Annotated in this window: 17 protein-coding genes; 8 read left to right on the top strand and 9 right to left on the bottom strand. The window is 71.4% G+C overall.

The annotated features are described in order from the left end of the window. Position 1 precedes the first annotated feature (1 nt). Complete coding sequence (locus ACFQ6X_RS03315; RefSeq protein ID WP_383175098.1) at positions 2-1,255, top strand: cation:proton antiporter; 1,254 nt, start codon at positions 2-4, stop codon at positions 1,253-1,255. Positions 1,256-1,324: 69 nt separating this feature from the next. Here the strand turns inward: ACFQ6X_RS03315 and ACFQ6X_RS03310 are convergent, their stop codons facing one another. Further along, positions 1,325-2,395 (bottom strand): PucR family transcriptional regulator, encoded by a 1,071-nt coding sequence (locus ACFQ6X_RS03310; RefSeq protein ID WP_383175095.1) that lies wholly within the window; start codon positions 2,393-2,395, stop codon positions 1,325-1,327. Between the two features lie 312 nt (positions 2,396-2,707). Here ACFQ6X_RS03310 and ACFQ6X_RS03305 point away from each other — a divergent pair, with 312 nt between their 5' ends. Together ACFQ6X_RS03305 and ACFQ6X_RS03300 are read left to right on the top strand one after the other, a co-directional pair. Continuing rightward, positions 2,708-3,343: a hypothetical protein gene (locus ACFQ6X_RS03305; RefSeq protein WP_383175092.1), complete on the top strand. Its 636-nt coding sequence runs from the start codon at positions 2,708-2,710 to the stop codon at positions 3,341-3,343. Between the two features lie 66 nt (positions 3,344-3,409). After that, positions 3,410-5,392, top strand: coding sequence for an NAD-binding protein (locus tag ACFQ6X_RS03300; RefSeq protein ID WP_383175089.1), 1,983 nt, complete (start codon positions 3,410-3,412; stop codon positions 5,390-5,392). 43 nt (positions 5,393-5,435) lie between these two features. Here ACFQ6X_RS03300 and trpS read toward each other — a convergent pair whose 3' ends face one another. Continuing rightward, positions 5,436-6,503 carry a tryptophan--tRNA ligase gene (gene trpS, locus ACFQ6X_RS03295; protein WP_383175086.1) on the bottom strand — a complete coding sequence of 356 codons (1,068 nt, stop codon included), beginning with the start codon at positions 6,501-6,503 and terminating at the stop codon, positions 5,436-5,438. A gap of 175 nt (positions 6,504-6,678) precedes the next feature. Further along, a complete protein-coding gene (locus ACFQ6X_RS03290; RefSeq protein WP_329209287.1) occupies positions 6,679-6,807 on the bottom strand; it encodes a DUF6126 family protein in 129 nt (42 codons plus the stop codon). A 155-nt stretch (positions 6,808-6,962) separates the two neighbouring features. Here ACFQ6X_RS03290 and ACFQ6X_RS03285 point away from each other — a divergent pair, with 155 nt between their 5' ends. The 3 genes from ACFQ6X_RS03285 (at position 6,963) to ACFQ6X_RS03275 (ending at position 9,271) form a co-directional block, all read left to right on the top strand. After that, positions 6,963-8,060 (top strand): LLM class flavin-dependent oxidoreductase, encoded by a 1,098-nt coding sequence (locus ACFQ6X_RS03285; RefSeq protein ID WP_383175083.1) that lies wholly within the window; start codon positions 6,963-6,965, stop codon positions 8,058-8,060. Between the two features lie 5 nt (positions 8,061-8,065). Next, entirely contained in the window at positions 8,066-8,725 is a 660-nt protein-coding gene (locus ACFQ6X_RS03280; RefSeq protein WP_383175080.1) for an FMN reductase, read from the top strand. Positions 8,726-8,848: 123 nt separating this feature from the next. Beyond that, complete coding sequence (locus ACFQ6X_RS03275) at positions 8,849-9,271, top strand: universal stress protein (RefSeq protein WP_383175077.1); 423 nt, start codon at positions 8,849-8,851, stop codon at positions 9,269-9,271. A 68-nt stretch (positions 9,272-9,339) separates the two neighbouring features. Here the strand turns inward: ACFQ6X_RS03275 and ACFQ6X_RS03270 are convergent, their stop codons facing one another. The 4 genes from ACFQ6X_RS03270 to ACFQ6X_RS03255 form a co-directional block, all read right to left on the bottom strand. Beyond that, positions 9,340-9,711, bottom strand: a complete 372-nt coding sequence (locus tag ACFQ6X_RS03270; protein ID WP_383175074.1) for a hypothetical protein — start codon at positions 9,709-9,711, stop codon at positions 9,340-9,342. A gap of 132 nt (positions 9,712-9,843) precedes the next feature. Next, positions 9,844-10,701: an ABC transporter permease gene (locus ACFQ6X_RS03265; RefSeq protein ID WP_383175072.1), complete on the bottom strand. Its 858-nt coding sequence runs from the start codon at positions 10,699-10,701 to the stop codon at positions 9,844-9,846. Beyond that, complete coding sequence (locus ACFQ6X_RS03260; RefSeq protein ID WP_383175069.1) at positions 10,698-11,669, bottom strand: ATP-binding cassette domain-containing protein; 972 nt, start codon at positions 11,667-11,669, stop codon at positions 10,698-10,700. The genes ACFQ6X_RS03265 and ACFQ6X_RS03260 overlap by 4 nt, the downstream gene beginning before the upstream one ends. 178 nt (positions 11,670-11,847) lie before the next feature. After that, complete coding sequence (locus ACFQ6X_RS03255; protein WP_383175066.1) at positions 11,848-12,258, bottom strand: hypothetical protein; 411 nt, start codon at positions 12,256-12,258, stop codon at positions 11,848-11,850. Between the two features lie 126 nt (positions 12,259-12,384). Here ACFQ6X_RS03255 and ACFQ6X_RS03250 point away from each other — a divergent pair, with 126 nt between their 5' ends. Beyond that, on the top strand, positions 12,385-13,263 hold the full coding sequence (locus ACFQ6X_RS03250) for a hypothetical protein (RefSeq protein ID WP_383175063.1): 879 nt from the start codon (positions 12,385-12,387) through the stop codon (positions 13,261-13,263). Between the two features lie 100 nt (positions 13,264-13,363). After that, on the top strand, positions 13,364-14,305 hold the full coding sequence (locus tag ACFQ6X_RS03245) for an NADP-dependent oxidoreductase (RefSeq protein ID WP_383175061.1): 942 nt from the start codon (positions 13,364-13,366) through the stop codon (positions 14,303-14,305). A gap of 23 nt (positions 14,306-14,328) precedes the next feature. Here ACFQ6X_RS03245 and ACFQ6X_RS03240 read toward each other — a convergent pair whose 3' ends face one another. Together ACFQ6X_RS03240 and ACFQ6X_RS03235 are read right to left on the bottom strand one after the other, a co-directional pair. Beyond that, positions 14,329-14,733, bottom strand: coding sequence for an RNA-binding S4 domain-containing protein (locus tag ACFQ6X_RS03240; RefSeq protein ID WP_329209269.1), 405 nt, complete (start codon positions 14,731-14,733; stop codon positions 14,329-14,331). Between the two features lie 187 nt (positions 14,734-14,920). Next, the gene (locus ACFQ6X_RS03235) at positions 14,921-16,990 is read right to left on the bottom strand and encodes a PhoX family protein (protein ID WP_383175057.1); all 2,070 of its coding nucleotides are present in this window, start codon (positions 16,988-16,990) and stop codon (positions 14,921-14,923) included. Between the last annotated feature and the right edge of the window lie 143 nt (positions 16,991-17,133).

Raw genomic sequence — 17,133 nt, 5'->3', positions numbered from 1 at the left:
CGTGCACGACACGACTGCACTGCTGGTGGAGCTCGGCTCCGTCATTCTCGGGCTCGGCATCATCGGCCGCTTCGCCGGGCGGATAGGCCTCTCGCCGATTCCGCTCTATCTGCTGGCCGGGCTGGCCTTCGGGGAAGGCGGTCTGCTGCCGCTCGGCGCCAGTGAGGAGTTCACCGCCATCGGGGCGGAGATAGGCGTCATCCTGCTGCTGCTCCTGCTCGGGCTCGAGTACAGCGCGTCCGAACTCGTCACCAGCCTCAAGACGCAGTACCCGTCCGGGGCCGTCGACTTCGTGCTCAACGCGACGCCCGGGGCGATCGCCGGTCTGATGCTCGGGTGGGGGCCCGTGGGGGCCGTCGCGCTGGCCGGGGTCACCTGGATCTCGTCGTCCGGCGTGATCGCCAAGGTGATGACCGACATGGGGCGCCTCGGCAATCGCGAGACGCCCGTCATCCTCGGTGTCCTCGTCATCGAGGACCTCGCCATGGCCGTCTATCTGCCGCTGCTCACGGCGATGCTGGCCGGCGTCGGCCTGGCCGGTGGCAGCATCGCCCTGCTGATCGCACTCGGGACCGTCGGGTTCGTGCTGTACCTGGCGCTGCGGCACGGGCGGCTCATCAGCCGTGCGGTGTCCTCCGACAACCCGGAGATGCTGCTGCTCGTCGTCCTCGGGCTCACGGTCCTGGTGGCCGGTGTGGCGCAGCAGTTGCAGGTGTCCGCGGCCGTCGGCGCGTTCCTCGTGGGTATCGCCCTGTCGGGAGAGGTCGCCGAGGGTGCGCGCAAGCTGCTGACGCCGCTGCGCGATCTGTTCGCCGCCGTCTTCTTCGTGTTCTTCGGTCTGTCCACCGATCCGGCGGACATCCCTCCGGTGCTGCTTCCTGCGGCCCTGCTGGCGATCGTCACCGTCTTCACCAAGATCGGCACCGGCTGGTACGCGTCGCGGCGGGCCGGCATCGGTCCGCGGGGCCGTTGGCGCGCGGGGGGCACGCTGGTCGCGCGCGGCGAGTTCTCGATCGTCATCGCCGGTCTGGCCGTGGCGACGGAACCGCGGATCGGGCCCATCGCCACCGCGTACGTGCTGATCCTGGTGATCGTCGGACCGCTCACCGCCCGCTGGACCGAGCCGGTCGCCTCCGGGCTTCAGGCGAAGCTGGCGGGCCGGGGGAAGAAGCCGGCACCGGCCGTGGCGAGCGTCGAGCCCATGCCCTCGCACGACGACCTCACGCCGGAGCACGCAGGGCGCGACGCCGACTGAGACGGTGAGCCGGGGGTTCCCCGCAGCCCGGTCCCCGGAGCCCCCGGGGAACCGGGCCCCCTCCCCGCCTCAGAGCTCCTTCGCCGGCCAGTCCAGCAGCCGGGCCCCGATCACCGCGGTCTGGAGCGTGTAGCGGTGCATCGGATCGGACGGATCGGAACCGGTCAGCTGGTGTATGCGCTCCAGCCGGTACGTCAGGGCGCGCACGCTCAGCGCCAGCCGGCGGGCCGTCTCGGCTGCGACACATCCCGCCTCGAAGTACACGGACAGTGTCCGCAGCAACGGTTCCGCGCCGCCCCGGGCCTCCTGGAGCGGACCGAGCTCGCTGCGCACCAGGTCGGCCATCGCCTGCCGGTCCCGCGTCAGCACCGGGTAGACCAAAAGGTCCGTGGCGTACAGCACCGGCTCGTCGAGCCCCATCCGCTGCGCCAGGTCGAGGGCCTCGAGCGCCTCGTCGTACGAGTGGACGACGCCGCCGGGACCCCGGTGCGCGCGCCCGACCGCGACCTGGCCGCCGTCCGTCGCGGCGTGCGCCTGCTTGGCGAAGTACCTCAGGACATCCGGCTGGCTGCCGGGGGCGATGCAGACGAGGCGCCCGTCCTTCGTGGTGAGCAGGATCTTCCGGCCGCTGAAGCGGGTGAGCAGCGCCGTCTCCACACTGCGGGACACGGAGTCGGTCTCGGTGTACGCCTCCGGCCCCGTCGCCACGGCGACGGCGTGCGCCCGCGAGAGCCGCAGCCCGAAGCGTGTGGCGCGCTCCGCGAGCCTGCCCAGGTCGCTGCGCCCGTACAGCAGGTCGTCGATGAACTCCCGCCGCGCCGCTTCCTCGCGCCGTACGGTGAGCCGCTGCGCCCGCTCGAAGCCCTCCGCGAAGGCGTCGACCGCCTGTTCCACCGCGGCCAGCACGGCATCGGCGGCCGCACCGGACCCGACCGCGGCGCGCGGCCACGCGGCGCGGGTGGCCGCCAGATGCAGATTCACCAGGGCACGCAGCTGGTGGCCGGCCTCCGCGGCCGCACGGCCCAGCGCGCGACGGGTCTCCAGCTCGTCACGGGTGAGCCGGCGGCCGGTGTCCGCGACCTCGCCCAGCACGCGGGCGTGGTCCCCCAGGAACTCCTCGGGGATCTCCGGCTCTGCCACGGCTCACTCCTCCTGCATCCCGTACGTGAGGGCACCGACCGGCGCCGACACCTCTCCAACGCACACGGACGGGTGCCGGTGCCCGGCATCAGGAACTCGCAAAGACTGCCGCATTCCGGCAGTGCGGGGAAAGCGCCCCGACTGGCACGATCTCTTCAGCAACACACGGGGGAAGCACGGGGGTTACGGGGGAAACACGGGGGAAGACCCGGCCGCTGCGGTGCCGTTCGCGGTGTCGCGGCGCCGGGGCCCCGTGCGCACCCCGCCACCCCTGGCCGACAGAGGCGCGCAGCGACGCAGGGGGTGAACCGGATGGCCGAAATCCTTTCCGCAGCACTTGCCTTTCCTGTCGTCGTCCTCGATGCCGCCCTGGTCGTCGTCGTCTGCTTCTGGCTGCTGGTGCTGGTCGGGGCCACCGGAACGGACTCCTTCGACAGCGACCTCGACGCGGACGCGGCGGGCGTCGGCGGGGTACCGGTCGCCGTGTCCGCGTCGCTCGCCGTGGTCATCGCCTGGTTCACCGGCCTCACGGGTTCGGTCCTGGTCCAGCGCAGCGGTGTCACCGGCACCGCACGCTCCCTGCTCCATGTCGCCGTACTGGCGGGGGCGCTGCTGATCGCCTGGGGGGTCGTCCGCATGCTCGTACGCCACCTCCGCCGGTACTTCCACGCGGGACCTCCGTCGCGGCAGGACTTCCTGGGGCAGGCCTGCACGATCCGTACGGGGTCCGTCGGTACCGGCTTCGGGCAGGCGGAGGTTTCGGCGGCCGACGGTTCGACCGCGCTCGTGCGGGTCCGCCGGCCGGTGCCGTCGTCCGGTCCCGGTGAGGTGCTCGCGGCGGGCAGTACGGGGCTCCTCCACGCGTACGACGACGAGGGCGAGTTCTTCTGGGTCTCGGCGTACGACGACGCGCCCGCCCGCCGACCGCTGCCGCGCGAGGCCGCCTGACCGCCCACGCCCCGCCCACCGCGGGTGAGCGAAGGCTGATGATCGAGATTCGGGAGAGGACAAGGCATGCTGGGTTTCGTGCCTCCCCTTCCTCAGCAGCCCCAACGACCCACCACCAGCGGCCACATGGTGGTCTGCGGCGACGACACGCTCGCCCGGCGGCTCGCCGTGGAGCTGCGCTATGTGTACGGGGAACGGGTCACCCTGCTGCTCCCGCCGGGCCGCGACACCAGCCGCCCCGATCTGCCGCTGACCCAACGCGCGCGGGCGGCAGCCCTGTTCGGCCGCATGTCGGCGGCGATGAACCGCAACGGCGGGGCGGGCGGGACCGGTGACGGCGACACCAACGCCGGGGTCGAGGCCGTACGCATCATCGAGGCGCACGAGCCGTCCGACGACGTACTGGAAGAGGCCGGTGTCGACCGGGCCGCCGCACTCGCGCTGGTCTACGACGACGACGAGCGCAACATCCGGGCCGCCCTGACGGCCCGGCGCCTCAACCCACGTCTGCGGCTGGTCATCCGGCTCTACAACCGCAAGCTCGGCCAGCACCTGGAGACCCTGCTCGACCAGGCGGCCGCCGTCGCTATGCCGGGGCTCGACCCGGCCGCCCTGGACGCCTCCACGACCGTGCTGTCCGACGCCGACACCGCCGCCCCCGCCCTTGCCGCCACCGCACTGACCGGCAGCAGCAAGGTCATCCAGGCCGAGGGCGTGCTCCTGCGTGCCGCCGAGCGGACCCCGCCCCGGCAGGGCGAGCTCGCCGACCCGGGCCTGTGCACGCTGGCCCTGCTCTCCTCCACCACCCATGACCCCGCGGGCACCGAGGGCTCCGACAGCAGCGGCGAGGAGGGCCCCCAGCTCCTGCCCGACGATGCGACGGTGGCCGCGGCCACCGGCCGGGGCACGGTCGTCCTGGAAGCCATCAGCCAGGCGGGACCCGACCGGACACCCACCCGGATGGGCGGCAGGGGCGCACCGCTCGGCCACATCTTCTCGCGCCGGCTGCGCTGGTCGGCGGCGGGCGTCGCCACGGCCGTCGTGGCCCTGGCCGTCGCCTCGGTCGTCACCACCGGCGACAGCCCCGTGCACGCCGCCTATCTGACCCTGCTCGACCTGCTCGCGATGGGCGACCCGGCGGACGGGGACAAGGACCCGGCGTCCCGCCAGATCATCCAGCTCCTCTCCGGAACGGCCGGACTCCTCCTCCTGCCGCTGCTGGTCGCCGCCGTCCTGGAGGCGTTCGGCTCGCTGCGCACCGCGTCCGCGCTGCGCCGCCCCCCGCGGGGCCTGTCCGGCCATGTCGTGCTCCTGGGCCTCGGCAAGATCGGCACCAGGGTCCTCGTGCGGCTCCGCGAGCTGGACATCCCCGTCGTCGTCGTCGAGGAGGACCCGGAGGCACGCGGTATCCCGCTGGCCCGGAGCATGCACATCCCGACGGTCATCGGCGATGTCACGCAGGAGGGCGTCCTGGAAGCGGCCAAGATCCGCCGGGCCCGCGCGCTGCTCGCCCTGACCAGCGTCGACACGACGAACCTCGAAGCCGCCCTGTACGCCCGCTCGGTGAAGCCCGACCTGCGGGTGGCGCTGCGCCTGTACGACGACGAGTTCGCCAACGCCGTCTACCGGACCCTGCGCACCGTCCACCCGCAGTCCCTGACCCGCTCCCGCTCCGTCTCCCACCTGGCCGCCCCCTCGTTCGCCGTCGCCATGATGGGCCGTCAGATCCTGGGGGCGGTCCCGGTCGAGAGAAAGGTCATGCTGTTCGCCGCCCTGGAGGTGGGTGGCCATCCGCAGCTGGAGGGCCACACCGTCGAGCAGGCGTTCCGACCGGGTTCCTGGCGCGTCCTGGCCCTGGACGCCACCCCGCCGGCCGACCGCCGCCCCGATCTCGCCTTCGGCCCCGACGCGACGGACCGGCCGGCCGGCCTGGTCTGGAACCTGCATCCGGGCTACGTGCTGCGGGCGGACGACCGGGTGGTGATCGCGGCGACCCGGCGCGGTCTGGCGGAACTGCTGCGCAGGCAGCGCTCGATGAACCGGCTGTGACCCGTGGCCGAGCACTCGGCCACGGGTCGGCGCGGCGGCGGGGTCAGCGGGGCGTGCCCATCGCCTCGCGCACCTCGTCCAGCGTCGCCTCGGCGATCGCGTTCGCCCGCTCGTTGCCCGCGCGCAGCACCGACCGCACGTACGCCATGTCCTGCGCGTACTCGGCCCGGCGGGCCCGGATCGGGGCCATCGTCGCGTTCACCGCGTCCGTCACGGTCCGCTTGAGCGCGGCACCGCCGCCGTCCCCGATCTCCTCGGCGACGTCGTGCGGGTCGCGCCCGAGGCAGAGCGCGGCCAGCAGCACCAGACCGGACACCCCGGGCCGCCGCTCGGGCTCGTACGTGATGTGCCGCTCGGCGTCGGTGGTCGCGCCCTTGATCAGCCGGGCCGTCTCGTCGGCGTCCGCGCCGAGGGCGACGGAGTTGTTCCGGCTCTTGCTCATCTTGGTGCCGTCCGTGCCGAGCAGCAGGGGCGCGGCGGAGAGCAGCGCGTCGGGTTCCGGGAAGACCGCCCCGTACCGCTCGTTGAAGCGGCGGGCGACGGTGCGGGTGACCTCCAGATGGGGCAGCTGGTCCAGGCCGACGGGTACGAGGTTGCCCTTGCAGAACAGGATGTCGGCGGCCTGGTGCACCGGGTAGGTGTACATGAGCCCGCTGACCGCGGCCTGCCGGGAGTGGGCGATCTCGTCCTTCACGGTGGGGTTGCGGCCGAGCTCGGCGACGGAGACGAGGGAGAGGAACGGCAGGAGGAGCTGGTTGAGGGCCGGTACGGCGCTGTGGTTGAAGACCGTCGTGCGGGCGGGGTCGATCCCGATGGCCAGATAGTCCAGCAGCAGCCCCTCCACATGCTCGGTGAGCCGCTCGGCGACGTCCCGGTCGGTGAGGACCTGGTAGTCGGCGATCAGGACGAAGACGTCCACGCCGAGGTCCTGGAGGCGCACCCTGTTGTGGAGGGTGCCGAAGTAGTGCCCGAGGTGGAGGGCCCCGGTGGGCCGGTCGCCGGTGAGGACCCGGAAACGGCCCGGATCCTGTGCGAGCTGTTCCTCAAGCTCGGCACTGCGGCGCAGGGCGGGTGCTGCGGGGCCGGCGGGCGGCAGGTCTGTGACGGTCACGTGGCTCTCCTCGCTGATCGCGTATGCGTTCAGGACGGCCCGCCGACGGACATCGGGGCAGCAAAAAAGGGCCGTCCATGTCGAACGGCCCTGGTTCCGTGCAGATGAAGGTGGCCGCTCCTAGGAGGAGCGCCACCGGTTCAGGCACGGGACGGAGGTCATGCGCCCACTTTAGTCACTTGTCCGCGTGGCCGCCCACGTAGAAGAGCAGCATGATGAACCCGGCGAAGAGGTGCGTCGCGAAAATGTAGACGAAGACGCGCAGGACGACACCGCGCTCCTTCCAGCTCTCACTCTCGCTCATGGCTCACCTCTTTCCGCTCCTTCACCGCGACAGGCCCGGCTCCAGGGTACGCAGCCCCGGGGCGCACGGAGCCCGCGGAATAGGGGGGCGGGGTCTCCCGTTGTAGGGTGTGTTCAGATAGTTCAACGTTCAACCAGTAGCTGGAGGCGGGCGCCATGCAGTTCGGGATCTTCACCGTCGGGGACGTCACCACCGACCCCACGACCGGTACGACGCCGAGCGAGAACGAGCGGATCAAGGCGACGCTCGCGATCGCGCTCAAGGCCGAGGAGGTGGGCCTGGACGTCTTCGCCACCGGTGAGCACCACAACCCGCCGTTCGTCCCGTCCTCGCCGACGACCACGCTCGGCTACATCGCCGCCCGCACCGAGAAGCTGATCCTGTCCACGTCCACCACCCTGATCACCACCAACGACCCGGTGAAGATCGCGGAGGACTACGCCACGCTCCAGCACCTCGCGGACGGCCGTGTCGACCTGATGATGGGCCGCGGCAACACCGGGCCGGTCTACCCCTGGTTCGGCAAGGACATCCGCCAGGGCATCCCGCTCGCGGTCGAGAACTACGCCCTGCTGCACAAGCTGTGGCGCGAGGACGTCGTCGACTGGGAGGGCAAGTTCCGCACACCCCTCCAGTCCTTCACCGCGACCCCGCGCCCGCTGGACGGCGTCCCGCCGTTCGTCTGGCACGGCTCCATCCGCTCCCCGGAGATCGCCGAGCAGGCCGCCTACTACGGCGACGGGTTCTTCCACAACAACATCTTCTGGCCCCTGGAGCACACGAAGAAGATGGTCGACCTCTACCGCCGGCGCTACGCCCACTACGGGCACGGCACCGCCGAGCAGGCGATCGTGGGCCTCGGCGGCCAGGTGTTCATGCGCAAGAACTCGCAGGACGCGGTACGGGAGTTCCGCCCGTACTTCGACAACGCGCCGGTCTACGGGCACGGGCCCTCCCTGGAGGACTTCTCGGAGCAGACCCCGCTGACCGTCGGCTCCCCGCAGGAGGTCATCGAGCGGACCCTGACCTTCCGCGAGCACGTGGGCGACTACCAGCGCCAGCTGTTCCTGATGGACCACGCGGGACTGCCGCTCAAGACGGTCCTGGAGCAGCTCGACATCCTCGGCGAGGAGGTCGTACCCGTGCTGCGCAAGGAGTTCGCCGCCCTGCGCCCGGCCGGCGTGCCGGAGGCACCCGTCCACCCGGCGGTCACCGCCGCCCGCGCCGCCCGCGCCACCCAGAAGGAGGTCTGACCACCGTGTTCGCCACCGCACCCCTGAAGATCGTCGCCGTCGCCGCCGGGCTGAGCAGCCCCTCGTCCACCCGGCTGCTGGCGGACCGGCTGGCCGATGCCGCCCGTGAGCGGCTGGCGGCCGGCCAGGACCGGAGGGTCGACGTGCAGGTCGTCGAGCTGCGCGATCTCGCCGTCGACATCGCGAACCACCTCGTCACCGGCTTCCCGCCGAAGGACCTCAAGGCGGCGATCGACGCGGTGACCGGGGCGGACGGGCTGATCGCCGTGTCGCCCGTTTTCACCGCCTCGTACAGCGGGCTGTTCAAGTCCTTCTTCGACCTGATCGACAACACCGCCCTGACCGGCAAGCCCGTCGTCGTCGCGGCGACCGGCGGCACGGCCCGGCACTCGCTGGTCCTCGAGCACGCGATGCGCCCGCTCTTCACGTACCTGCGGGCGGTCGTCCTGCCGACGTCCGTGTACGCGGCGTCCGAGGACTGGGGTGCGTCCGGCGACGAGTACACCGAGGGGCTGCCCTCCCGGATCCGCCGCGCCGGCGGCGAACTCGCCTCCGCGGTCATGGGGCACACGGCCTCCGGGGCGTCCCGGTCGCTCACCCTCGACGACGGCGAGGACGCGGTCGTGCCGTTCGAGCAACAGCTCGCCGGACTGCGCACGGCCTGAACGGAACACCTGGGGCCTCCGTTCGACCCGCAGGCCCCAGATGCCCGTTTTCGTTAGAGTTGTCGCGAATAGAGGCCTGGTGAAGAGCAGGCCAGGCATGAGCGGACCGAACGGGAGGCAGACATGGGCAGGATCGTCGTCGGCGTGGACGGCTCGGATGCGTCGATCAAGGCGCTGCGCTGGGCGGTACGCCAGGCCGAACTGACCGGGGACACGGTCGAGGCGGTCAACAGCTGGGAGTACCCCGCGTCCAGCTGGGCGTCCATGATGCCGGGCATGCCGGAGGACTTCGATCCTCAGGCCGTGGCGATCGTGGCCCTCACCGAGGCGCTGGAGGAGGCCCTCGGCGCCGAAAGCGCGGCATCGGTCAGCAAGATCGTCGTGATCGGCAACCCCGCGCAGTCCCTGCTCGACCGGGCCGCGGGCGCGAATCTGCTGGTCGTCGGCGCCCGCGGCTACAGCGGCTTCAAGGCGACGCTGCTCGGCTCGGTCAGCCTCCACGTGACCCAGCACGCCCCCTGCCCGGTCACCGTCGTACGCGACTAGGACCTCCCGGTCCGGCTCACGGGCGGGCCACCCACGCGGTGGCCCGCCCTTGTCGCGGCCGGACGGGTTCAGCCCTGGGAATTGACGTGTTCGAGCACCCGGGCGAACTCCTGGGTGGGCGAGAAGTCCACGTACTCGCAGTCCTCGAGAGCCTCGGGGGCGTGGCCGGGAGGCCAGTAGTACGCCTGCCCCTCCTCGTAGATCTCGTACGACTCCGAGTCGGCACCTGTCCACATCTTCAGCCGGCCCTTGAGGAGATAGCCCCAGTGGTTGCAGGGGCACAGGTCGTCCGGCATGCCCTTGAGCGCCGGGCGCATGTCCGTGCCCTTGGGAAACCGGACGAAGGCGACCGTCAGGTCTCCACCGATCTCCTTCATGCGCAGTTCCGCACCCTCGCCCTCGAAGGCAACGGGCGTCTCGTTCCTTGTCGTGGCCGTCATGGCTCCTCCAGGCTTCTCAGGGCAGGCACGTGCCCCTGTCTTCCAGTCTGGTCCCGGCCTGCGGAGGAGGCGAGAGAAGGAGCACGGCCCCACCGCCGGAGCGCACCCCGCCGGGAGGACCGACGGCCGGCGTCACTTCCGGTTGTAGAGCCGCATCGTCACCGTGCCGAACACCACCACGAACAGGGCCGACCAGCCCAGCGACCAGGCGATGTCCGTCGCCGGCCAGTTGCCGGCCATGAGCTCCCTGACCGCCGTGGCCACATGGGTGACCGGGCTGTTGTTCACGAAGACCTGCAGCCAGCCCGGCATGGTCTTCGGGTCGACGAACACGTTGCTCAGGAACGTCAGCGGGAAGATCACCATCATGCTGACGCCCATCACCGACTTCTCGGTGCGCAGCAGCAGCCCGAACATCGTCCAGATCCAGGAGAACGCGAACGAGAACACCAGCAGCAGGGCCACGCCCGCCAGCACTCCCAGCACCCCGCCGTCCGGCCGGTAGCCGATGATCATGCCGACGGCGAGCATGACCGCCGAGGCCAGCACGTAGCGCAGGACATCGCCGAGCAGATAGCCGACCATCGGCGCGGGGCGCCAGATCGGCAGCGTACGGAAGCGGTCGAAGACGCCCTTGGTGATGTCCGTGTTCACCGAGACACCCGTGTACATCGTGATCATCACGACGCTCATCACCAGGATGCCCGGCAGCAGGAACTGGATGTACGCCTCGGTGGAACCGGCCAGCGCCCCTCCGAAGAGGTACGTGTACATCAGCACCATCATGATCGGGAACGCCGTGACGTCGAACAGCTGCTCGGGCACGTGCTTGATCTTCAGCATCGCCCGCCACCCGAAGGTGAGGGACGCCGAGAGCGCACTGGGCCTGGGCGGCCGCTCCTGGCCGACCAGCAGGGAGGCGAGCGTCTCGGCGTCCGGCGCGGTGAGCTCGACGTCCTCCGTCTGGGTCTTGGCCGGTGCGGTACTCACGCCGCCACCCCCTTCTTGTCCGTGAGCGCGAGAAAGACCTCGTCGAGGCTCGGTTGCCCCAGCGCGAAGTTGTCCACGTGGATGCCGCACCTGGCCAGCTCGGCCAGCGCCCGCGCGGCCTGTTCCGCCGCGCCCTTCTCCGTGCCGTGGCCGTTGACCCTGGCCGTCAGCGCGACCGGGTCCGGGTCCAGCTGGACCGTGGCGTCCAGCACGAGCGCGAGTACCCGCTCGGCCTCGGGCCGCTGGGCGGGGTCCCGCAGGCGCAGATGGACCGAGCCGGAGCCGACGGACGCCTTGAGCTCGCCCTTCGTGCCCTCGGCGATCACCTTGCCGTGGTCGATCACCGCGATGCGCGAGGCCAGCTGATCGGCCTCGTCCAGGTACTGCGTGGTCAGCATGACCGTCGTGCCCTGGGCGACGACGGCCCGCACGATGTCCCACACCTGGTTGCGGCTGCGCGGGTCGAGCCCGGTCGTCGGCTCGTCGAGGAAGAGCAGGTCCGGGGTGTTCAGGATCGACGCGGCGATGTCGATACGGCGCCGCATGCCGCCCGAGTAGTTCTTCACCTGCTTGCCGGCCGCCTCGCTCAGCCCGAAGGCCTCCAGCAGCTGAGCCGACCTGGTCCGGGCCTGGGGCTTGGAGTGCCCGAGCAGCCGGCCCAGCAGCACCAGGTTCTCCGTACCGGTCAGGTCCTCGTCGACCGAGGCGTACTGCCCCGTGAGGCTGACCCGGCTGCGGACCGCGTCGGCGTCCTTCACGACGTCGTGGCCGAAGACCCGTGCCTGGCCCTCGTCCGGGCGCAGCAGCGTCGCCAGCATCCGTACGGCGGTGGTCTTCCCGGCGCCGTTGGGTCCGAGGACGCCGTAGACGGTGCCGGTGGGAACGGCGAGATCGATGCCGTCCACCGCACGGTTGTCGCCGAAGGTCTTCACCAGCCCCGTTGTCTCGATGGCCAGTTCAGTACTCATGGTCCCTTCCTTGTCGAGATTGCCGAGAGTGGGAGATTGCCGAGGGGATGTCGAGGTGGTCGGGTGGGTCAGAGCCACGATGGCACGCGAGCACCGCGCCACGGGGCACGTCAGAAGGAAAAGCGTGGCCGCCAGATCCGATCTGGCGGCCACGCACCGGTCCGGAGGGACCCGGAGCTCAGTCCTCCCGCGTGTAGTAGAGGTAGAAGGCCGTGCAGAACATCCCTGCCCCGACGACCAGCCCCAGCACGCTCGACGAGAACACGCTGTTGCCGTTCAGGCTGTAGAGGAAGCCGATCCCGATCCCGGTCAGCGCGCCGTACGCCGCCGCCCGCAGCTCCCTCGGCAGGGCGTGCCCGACCCGCCCCAGCGCGAAGCACAGCGCGGCGAAAGCCACTCCGGACACGACACCGAGCCAGATCTGCCCGCCGGTGGTCGCGCCGCCGTCGCGCTTGATGAAGAAGGCCCAGAAACCGAAGATCACGCCCAGCGTGAGGGGCAGCGCCCAGGCGAGCGCGCTGTGCGTCCGCCGTGCCGGTGTGCGGGCATGCGTGCGTCCACGCGTCGGCATCGTTGCGTGAGTGGCCATGGCGGACAGCTCCTTCCCTCGCCCCCGTCCTCCGTCCCTCCAGGGCACACCCGACCGCGCCGACCGGCAACTCGAATGGCCCACGGCCCGGAGCGCCGCGGCCCCGCACGGGATTGTCTGGGTGGTGTGCGGACCTACCTCTCAGCGGCTCTCTCGGCGGTACTGCTCGTCCTGCTCGCCGTGCTGGTGCCGGTGAGCGCGCTCTCCGCATGGGTCGACCTGGAGATCGACGACACCGACCGGTACCTGGCCGCCGTCTCCCCGCTGGCCTCCGATCCCGCCGTCCAGACCACCGTCGCCACCCTGGTCACCGACGAGGCGATGAAGAACATCGACGTCGGCCCGCTCCAGGAGACCCTGGAGCAGTTCCTGCACGAGACCGTGCAGTCGTTCACCACCACCGAGTCCTTCCAGCGGGCCTGGGACACCGCGAACCGGACGGCGCACCAGGCCGTGACCGCCGCGCTGCACGGTGACAGCGGGCAGGCGGTGATCATCGATCTGGCGCCGGTGATCGAGCAGGTCAAAGGGGAACTGGTGAACTCCGGAGTGCCGTTCGCCGAGCAGATCCCCGTCGAGAGCACCGCGATCACGGTGCTCTCCGCCGACCGGGCGGACGACCTGCGGAGCTCCTTCCAGTGGCTGCGCCACTGCAGCGTCTGGCCGGCCGTGGGGACGGTGGTGCTCCTCGTCCTGGTGCTGGGTCTCGCGCTCGTACGGGGAGGACTGCGGGCCGGGCTGGGCGCCGCCGCCGTGGTGGGCGGCGGATTGGTGCTCGGCGCGATCGTGCTGCGCATCCTGGTCGCGGTGGGCCGCGACCGGGTGCTGGACGAGGTGCCGGGCAGCGACCGGGGCGGGGCCGCGGCCGTGTACGACGCGCTGACCGCTTCGCTGCGGACGACCGTGTGGATCGTGATCGTGGTGGGTGCGGTCCTGGTGGTCGGCGGACTGGCGGGACGATACGTGTCGGGGCGGCGGGGCGCCGGACGGAACACCGGGCCGTAGGAGGTGGCTCCAGGCCCGCCGTGCTCCGACATGCGCGGGCGCGTGGGCCGTACGAAAGTGGGACCCGTGAGAGCAGGGGGGCGACTGAGAGGTCTGCCGTATGCGAGCCATCGCTGTCAGCGCGTTCTGTGCGGAGCCCTGTCTCGTCGAAGTGCCGAAGCCCGATCCCGACGCGGGCGACGTGCGGGTCAAGATCGAGTACGCGGCGCTCAACCCGCTCGACTGGCAGACCGCGGACGGCGCCCTGGACGGGGTTGCCCCGCATACCTTCCCGCTCGTCGTCGGAGTCGACTTCGCGGGCCGGGTGGACATGATCGGCAGCGGCGACAACCGCTTCCGGGTGGGTGACGCCGTCTTCGGCCGGGTGACCGCGCCCCCGGTCGGGCGCTGCGGGGCGTACGCCGAGTACGTGTCCGTTCCGCAGGACTCCCCGATCGCCCTGGTTCCGCGCGACCTGCCGCTCCAAGTCGCGGCGGCGCTCCCGTCCGCCGGGACGGCTGCCGCGCAGATTCTGGGGGGTACGGCGGTCCGCAGCGGCCGGAGTCTGCTGATCATCGGCGCGGCGGGCGGCGTCGGCACCTTCCTGACCCAGCTCGCCGCCGCCCGGGGCATCGGGGTCGTCGCGGCGGTACGGGGCGACGAGGAGAAGCGGATGCGGGCGTTCGGCGCCGCCGCAGCCGTCGACACGACCGTCGGTCCCGGCGAGCTGGCCGCGGCGGTACGGGACGTGTACCCGAACGGTGTCGACGCGCTCGTGGACCTGGTCTCCACCGACCCGGACGCCTTCGCCGCGCATGCCGCGCTGGTGCGCGACGGCGGTGTCGCCGTCACCACCCGCGGAGTCGCGGGCCCGCCCGGCGTCGCACGGGTCGACTTCCGGCTCGCCCCGACGGCGGAACTGCTCGAATCACTGGCCGCCGGCGCTGTGCGGGGCGAGCTGGCCGTACCCGTGGACGCCGAGCTCCCTCTGGAGAAGGCACCGCAGGCGCTCGCCCAGAACCGTACGGGCGGGGCGCGCGGAAAGACCGTCTTCGTCATCTGAAGCCGGTCCTTCGACGGGAAGCCCTAGGACGGGCCGGGTCCGCGCTCCTGGAGGCGTTCCATCTCCCGGCGGTCGCGCTTGGTCGGGCGGCCCGCGCCGCGGTCGCGGACCGGGACCTGGATCGCGGCCTCGCGCGGCGGCGGGGGCGGGCTGTTGTCGACGAAGCAGTCGGCGGCGACCGGCGGCCCGACGCGCTTCTTCACGATCTTCGAGACGACCACGATCCGGTCCCGTCCCGCATGCCGCAGCCGTACCTCGTCGCCCGTCTGCAGCGCCTGGGCGGGCTTGGCCCGCTCGCCGTTGACCCGCACATGCCCTGCCCGGCAGGCGGCAGCGGCCTGCGACCGGGTCTTCGTCAGCCGGACCGACCAGATCCAGACGTCGACCCGGACACTTCCCTCCGCCTGCGGCGCCTCACCGGAAACCATGCGACCGACTCTAATGCGGTGAGGCGCCCCGGGCGGGTCAGGAACCGAAGTCTCCGACGCCTTCGGCCCACGCTGGCAAGGCAACTCGGTCCACGGAGAGGACATTTGTACGACGTCCATCAGGCCTGCACCGCATGGGGCACAGGCCTGATGCTCACCGAAAACGGCAGTGGGAACCGGGTCCGGTTCAGACGCCGATGTCGCTGCCGTCCTTGCGCCAGACGGCGACGACGGACGGGCGGACGATCCGGCCGGGGCCGTCCGGCCAGGTGCTCGCGGGCTTCTCGACGGACGCTCCGTCGATCTCGCCCGGGTGCTGCACGGCCACCAGGACCCGGCGGTCCTGGATCACCGGGCCGCAGGTCTCGGCGCCCGACGGCACGGTGAGGAACTGCTTGAGCTCACCCCGCCGTTCGCCCTGCGTCGCGACGCCGAACAGGCCGTCGTGCGAGCCGAGCTGGGCGCCGTCCGTGGAGATCCACAGGTTGCCGTGGTCGTCGAAGGCCACGTTGTCCGGGCAGGAGATGGGGCTGACCTTCTCCTTGGGGAAGCCCGCGAAGTACGTCGACGGGTCGTTCGGGTCACCCGCGACGAGGAAGAGCCGCCAGGCGAAACCGTCGCCCGCCGGGTCGTCCCAGTTCTCCGCGAGTTCCAGGATCTGGCCGTGCTTGTTGGCGTTGCGCGGGTTGGCCTCGTCCGCACCGGGCTTGCCCGCCTTGCCGCGGTCGGTGTTGTTCGTGAGGGCGATGTAGACGCGGCCGGTGCGCGGCGACGGCTCGACGTCCTCGGGGCGGTCCATCTTCGTGGCGCCGACCTTGTCACCGGCGAGACGCGTGAAGACGTACACCTCCTCGGCGGTCATGCCGGGCACGTGCGAGGTACTGCCCGTGGCGAGCGGGATCCAGACGCCGCTGCCGTCGAACTCGCCGTCGGAGGGGAGCTTGCCCGTGCCGTCGAACTCCGCGGCCGGGGAGTCGCCGGTCAACTTGGCGACGTACAGCGTGCCCTCGTCCAGCAGGGTGAGGTTGTGCTCGCGCGCGGCACGCGAGTTCCCCTTCTTCATCTTCTTGCTGGAGACGAACTTGTAGAAGTAGTCGAACCGCTCGTCGTCGCCCATGTAGACGACGGGGCGGCCGTCGGCGGTCAGCCGCGGCTGGGCCGCCTCGTGCTTGAAGCGGCCGAGCGCGGTCCGCTTGCGGGGCACGGAGTCGGGGTCGTACGGGTCGAGCTCGACGACCCAGCCGAAGCGGTGCGCCTCGTTGGGCTCCTGGGCCAGGTCGAAGCGCTTGTCGAAACGCTCCCACTTGCGCTCGGTGGCGCTCGCCGCGATGCCGTAGCGCTTGTCCGTGTCGCTGGAGCCGTTGGCGAAGTACTGGTTGAAGTTCTCCTCGCCGTGCAGCGTGGTGCCCCACGGGGTGGTGCCGCCCGCGCAGTTGTTGAGCGTGCCGAGGACCTTGCGGCCGGTGGGGTCGGCGGAGGTGCGGAGCAGGGGGCTGCCCGCGGCCGGGCCGGTGACCCTGAACTCGCTGGTCGCGGTGAGGCGGCGGTTCAGCGGGTGGCGGCTGACCGGGCCGAGCCTGCCGGTGCGGTTCTCCTCCTGGACCACGACCACGGAGAGTCCGTGCGCGGCCCAGGCGATCTCGACCTGCTCACGGGTCGGGTTGGCCGGATCGTATCCACGGAACATCAGGATCTCGTCCGTGTACTCGTGGTTGGCGACCAGTACCTGACGGCCCCGCTCGCCGGGGAGCGGCAGCAGGGAGAGGAAGTCGTTGTTGTAACCGAACTGGCCCGCCTGCGCCTTCGCCGACTGCTTGTCCGGGTCGAAGGCGGGGGCACCGCGCAGGATCGGCTCGCCCCAACGGATCACCACGTTCTGGCTGTAGCCGTCCGGGACGGTGACCTTGTCGTCCTTGTTCGGTGCCACGGGCGCGAAGCGCAGGCCGCGGGCGCCCGAAGGGGTGTTCTGGTGCGGGGGCTTCGGCCCGTGGCCGTGGCCCGCGAGCGCGGCGGCCTCGGCCCGCGGGGCGCCCGGGCCGGTCAGAGCGGCAGTTCCGGCGGCAGCGGCGACGGTCACCACCGCGGCGGCGCGCATCATCGACCGGCGCGACAGCGCACCGGCGATGATGTCGCCGGCGTACTCGTTTCCGCTGGTGTTCGGTACCTCCTGGAAGCAGGCGTCACCGCAGCGGTAGCGGCACGTCAGCGCAGAGCGCCCGCCCTGGTGCGAGCCGATGAGCGGCAGCAGATTGCGCACGTTGTTCGTCCCTCCGTCTGTGTGTCCTGCGTGACGGTAGGTGCGCATCCACGCGGTACGAGGGACGGCCGGTGAACGAGGGGTGAAGTCCGGGCCACCGCTGTCCTCAGGGCTCAATTGGAGCTCGGTTGGAGCTCGGTTGA

This window comes from Streptomyces sp. NPDC056452 (assembly GCF_042796085.1).
Classification (GTDB): Bacteria; Actinomycetota; Actinomycetes; order Streptomycetales; family Streptomycetaceae; genus Streptomyces.
The sequence above is the reverse complement of the archived record's forward strand: the minus strand, read 5'-3'. Positions and strand labels throughout refer to the sequence as shown.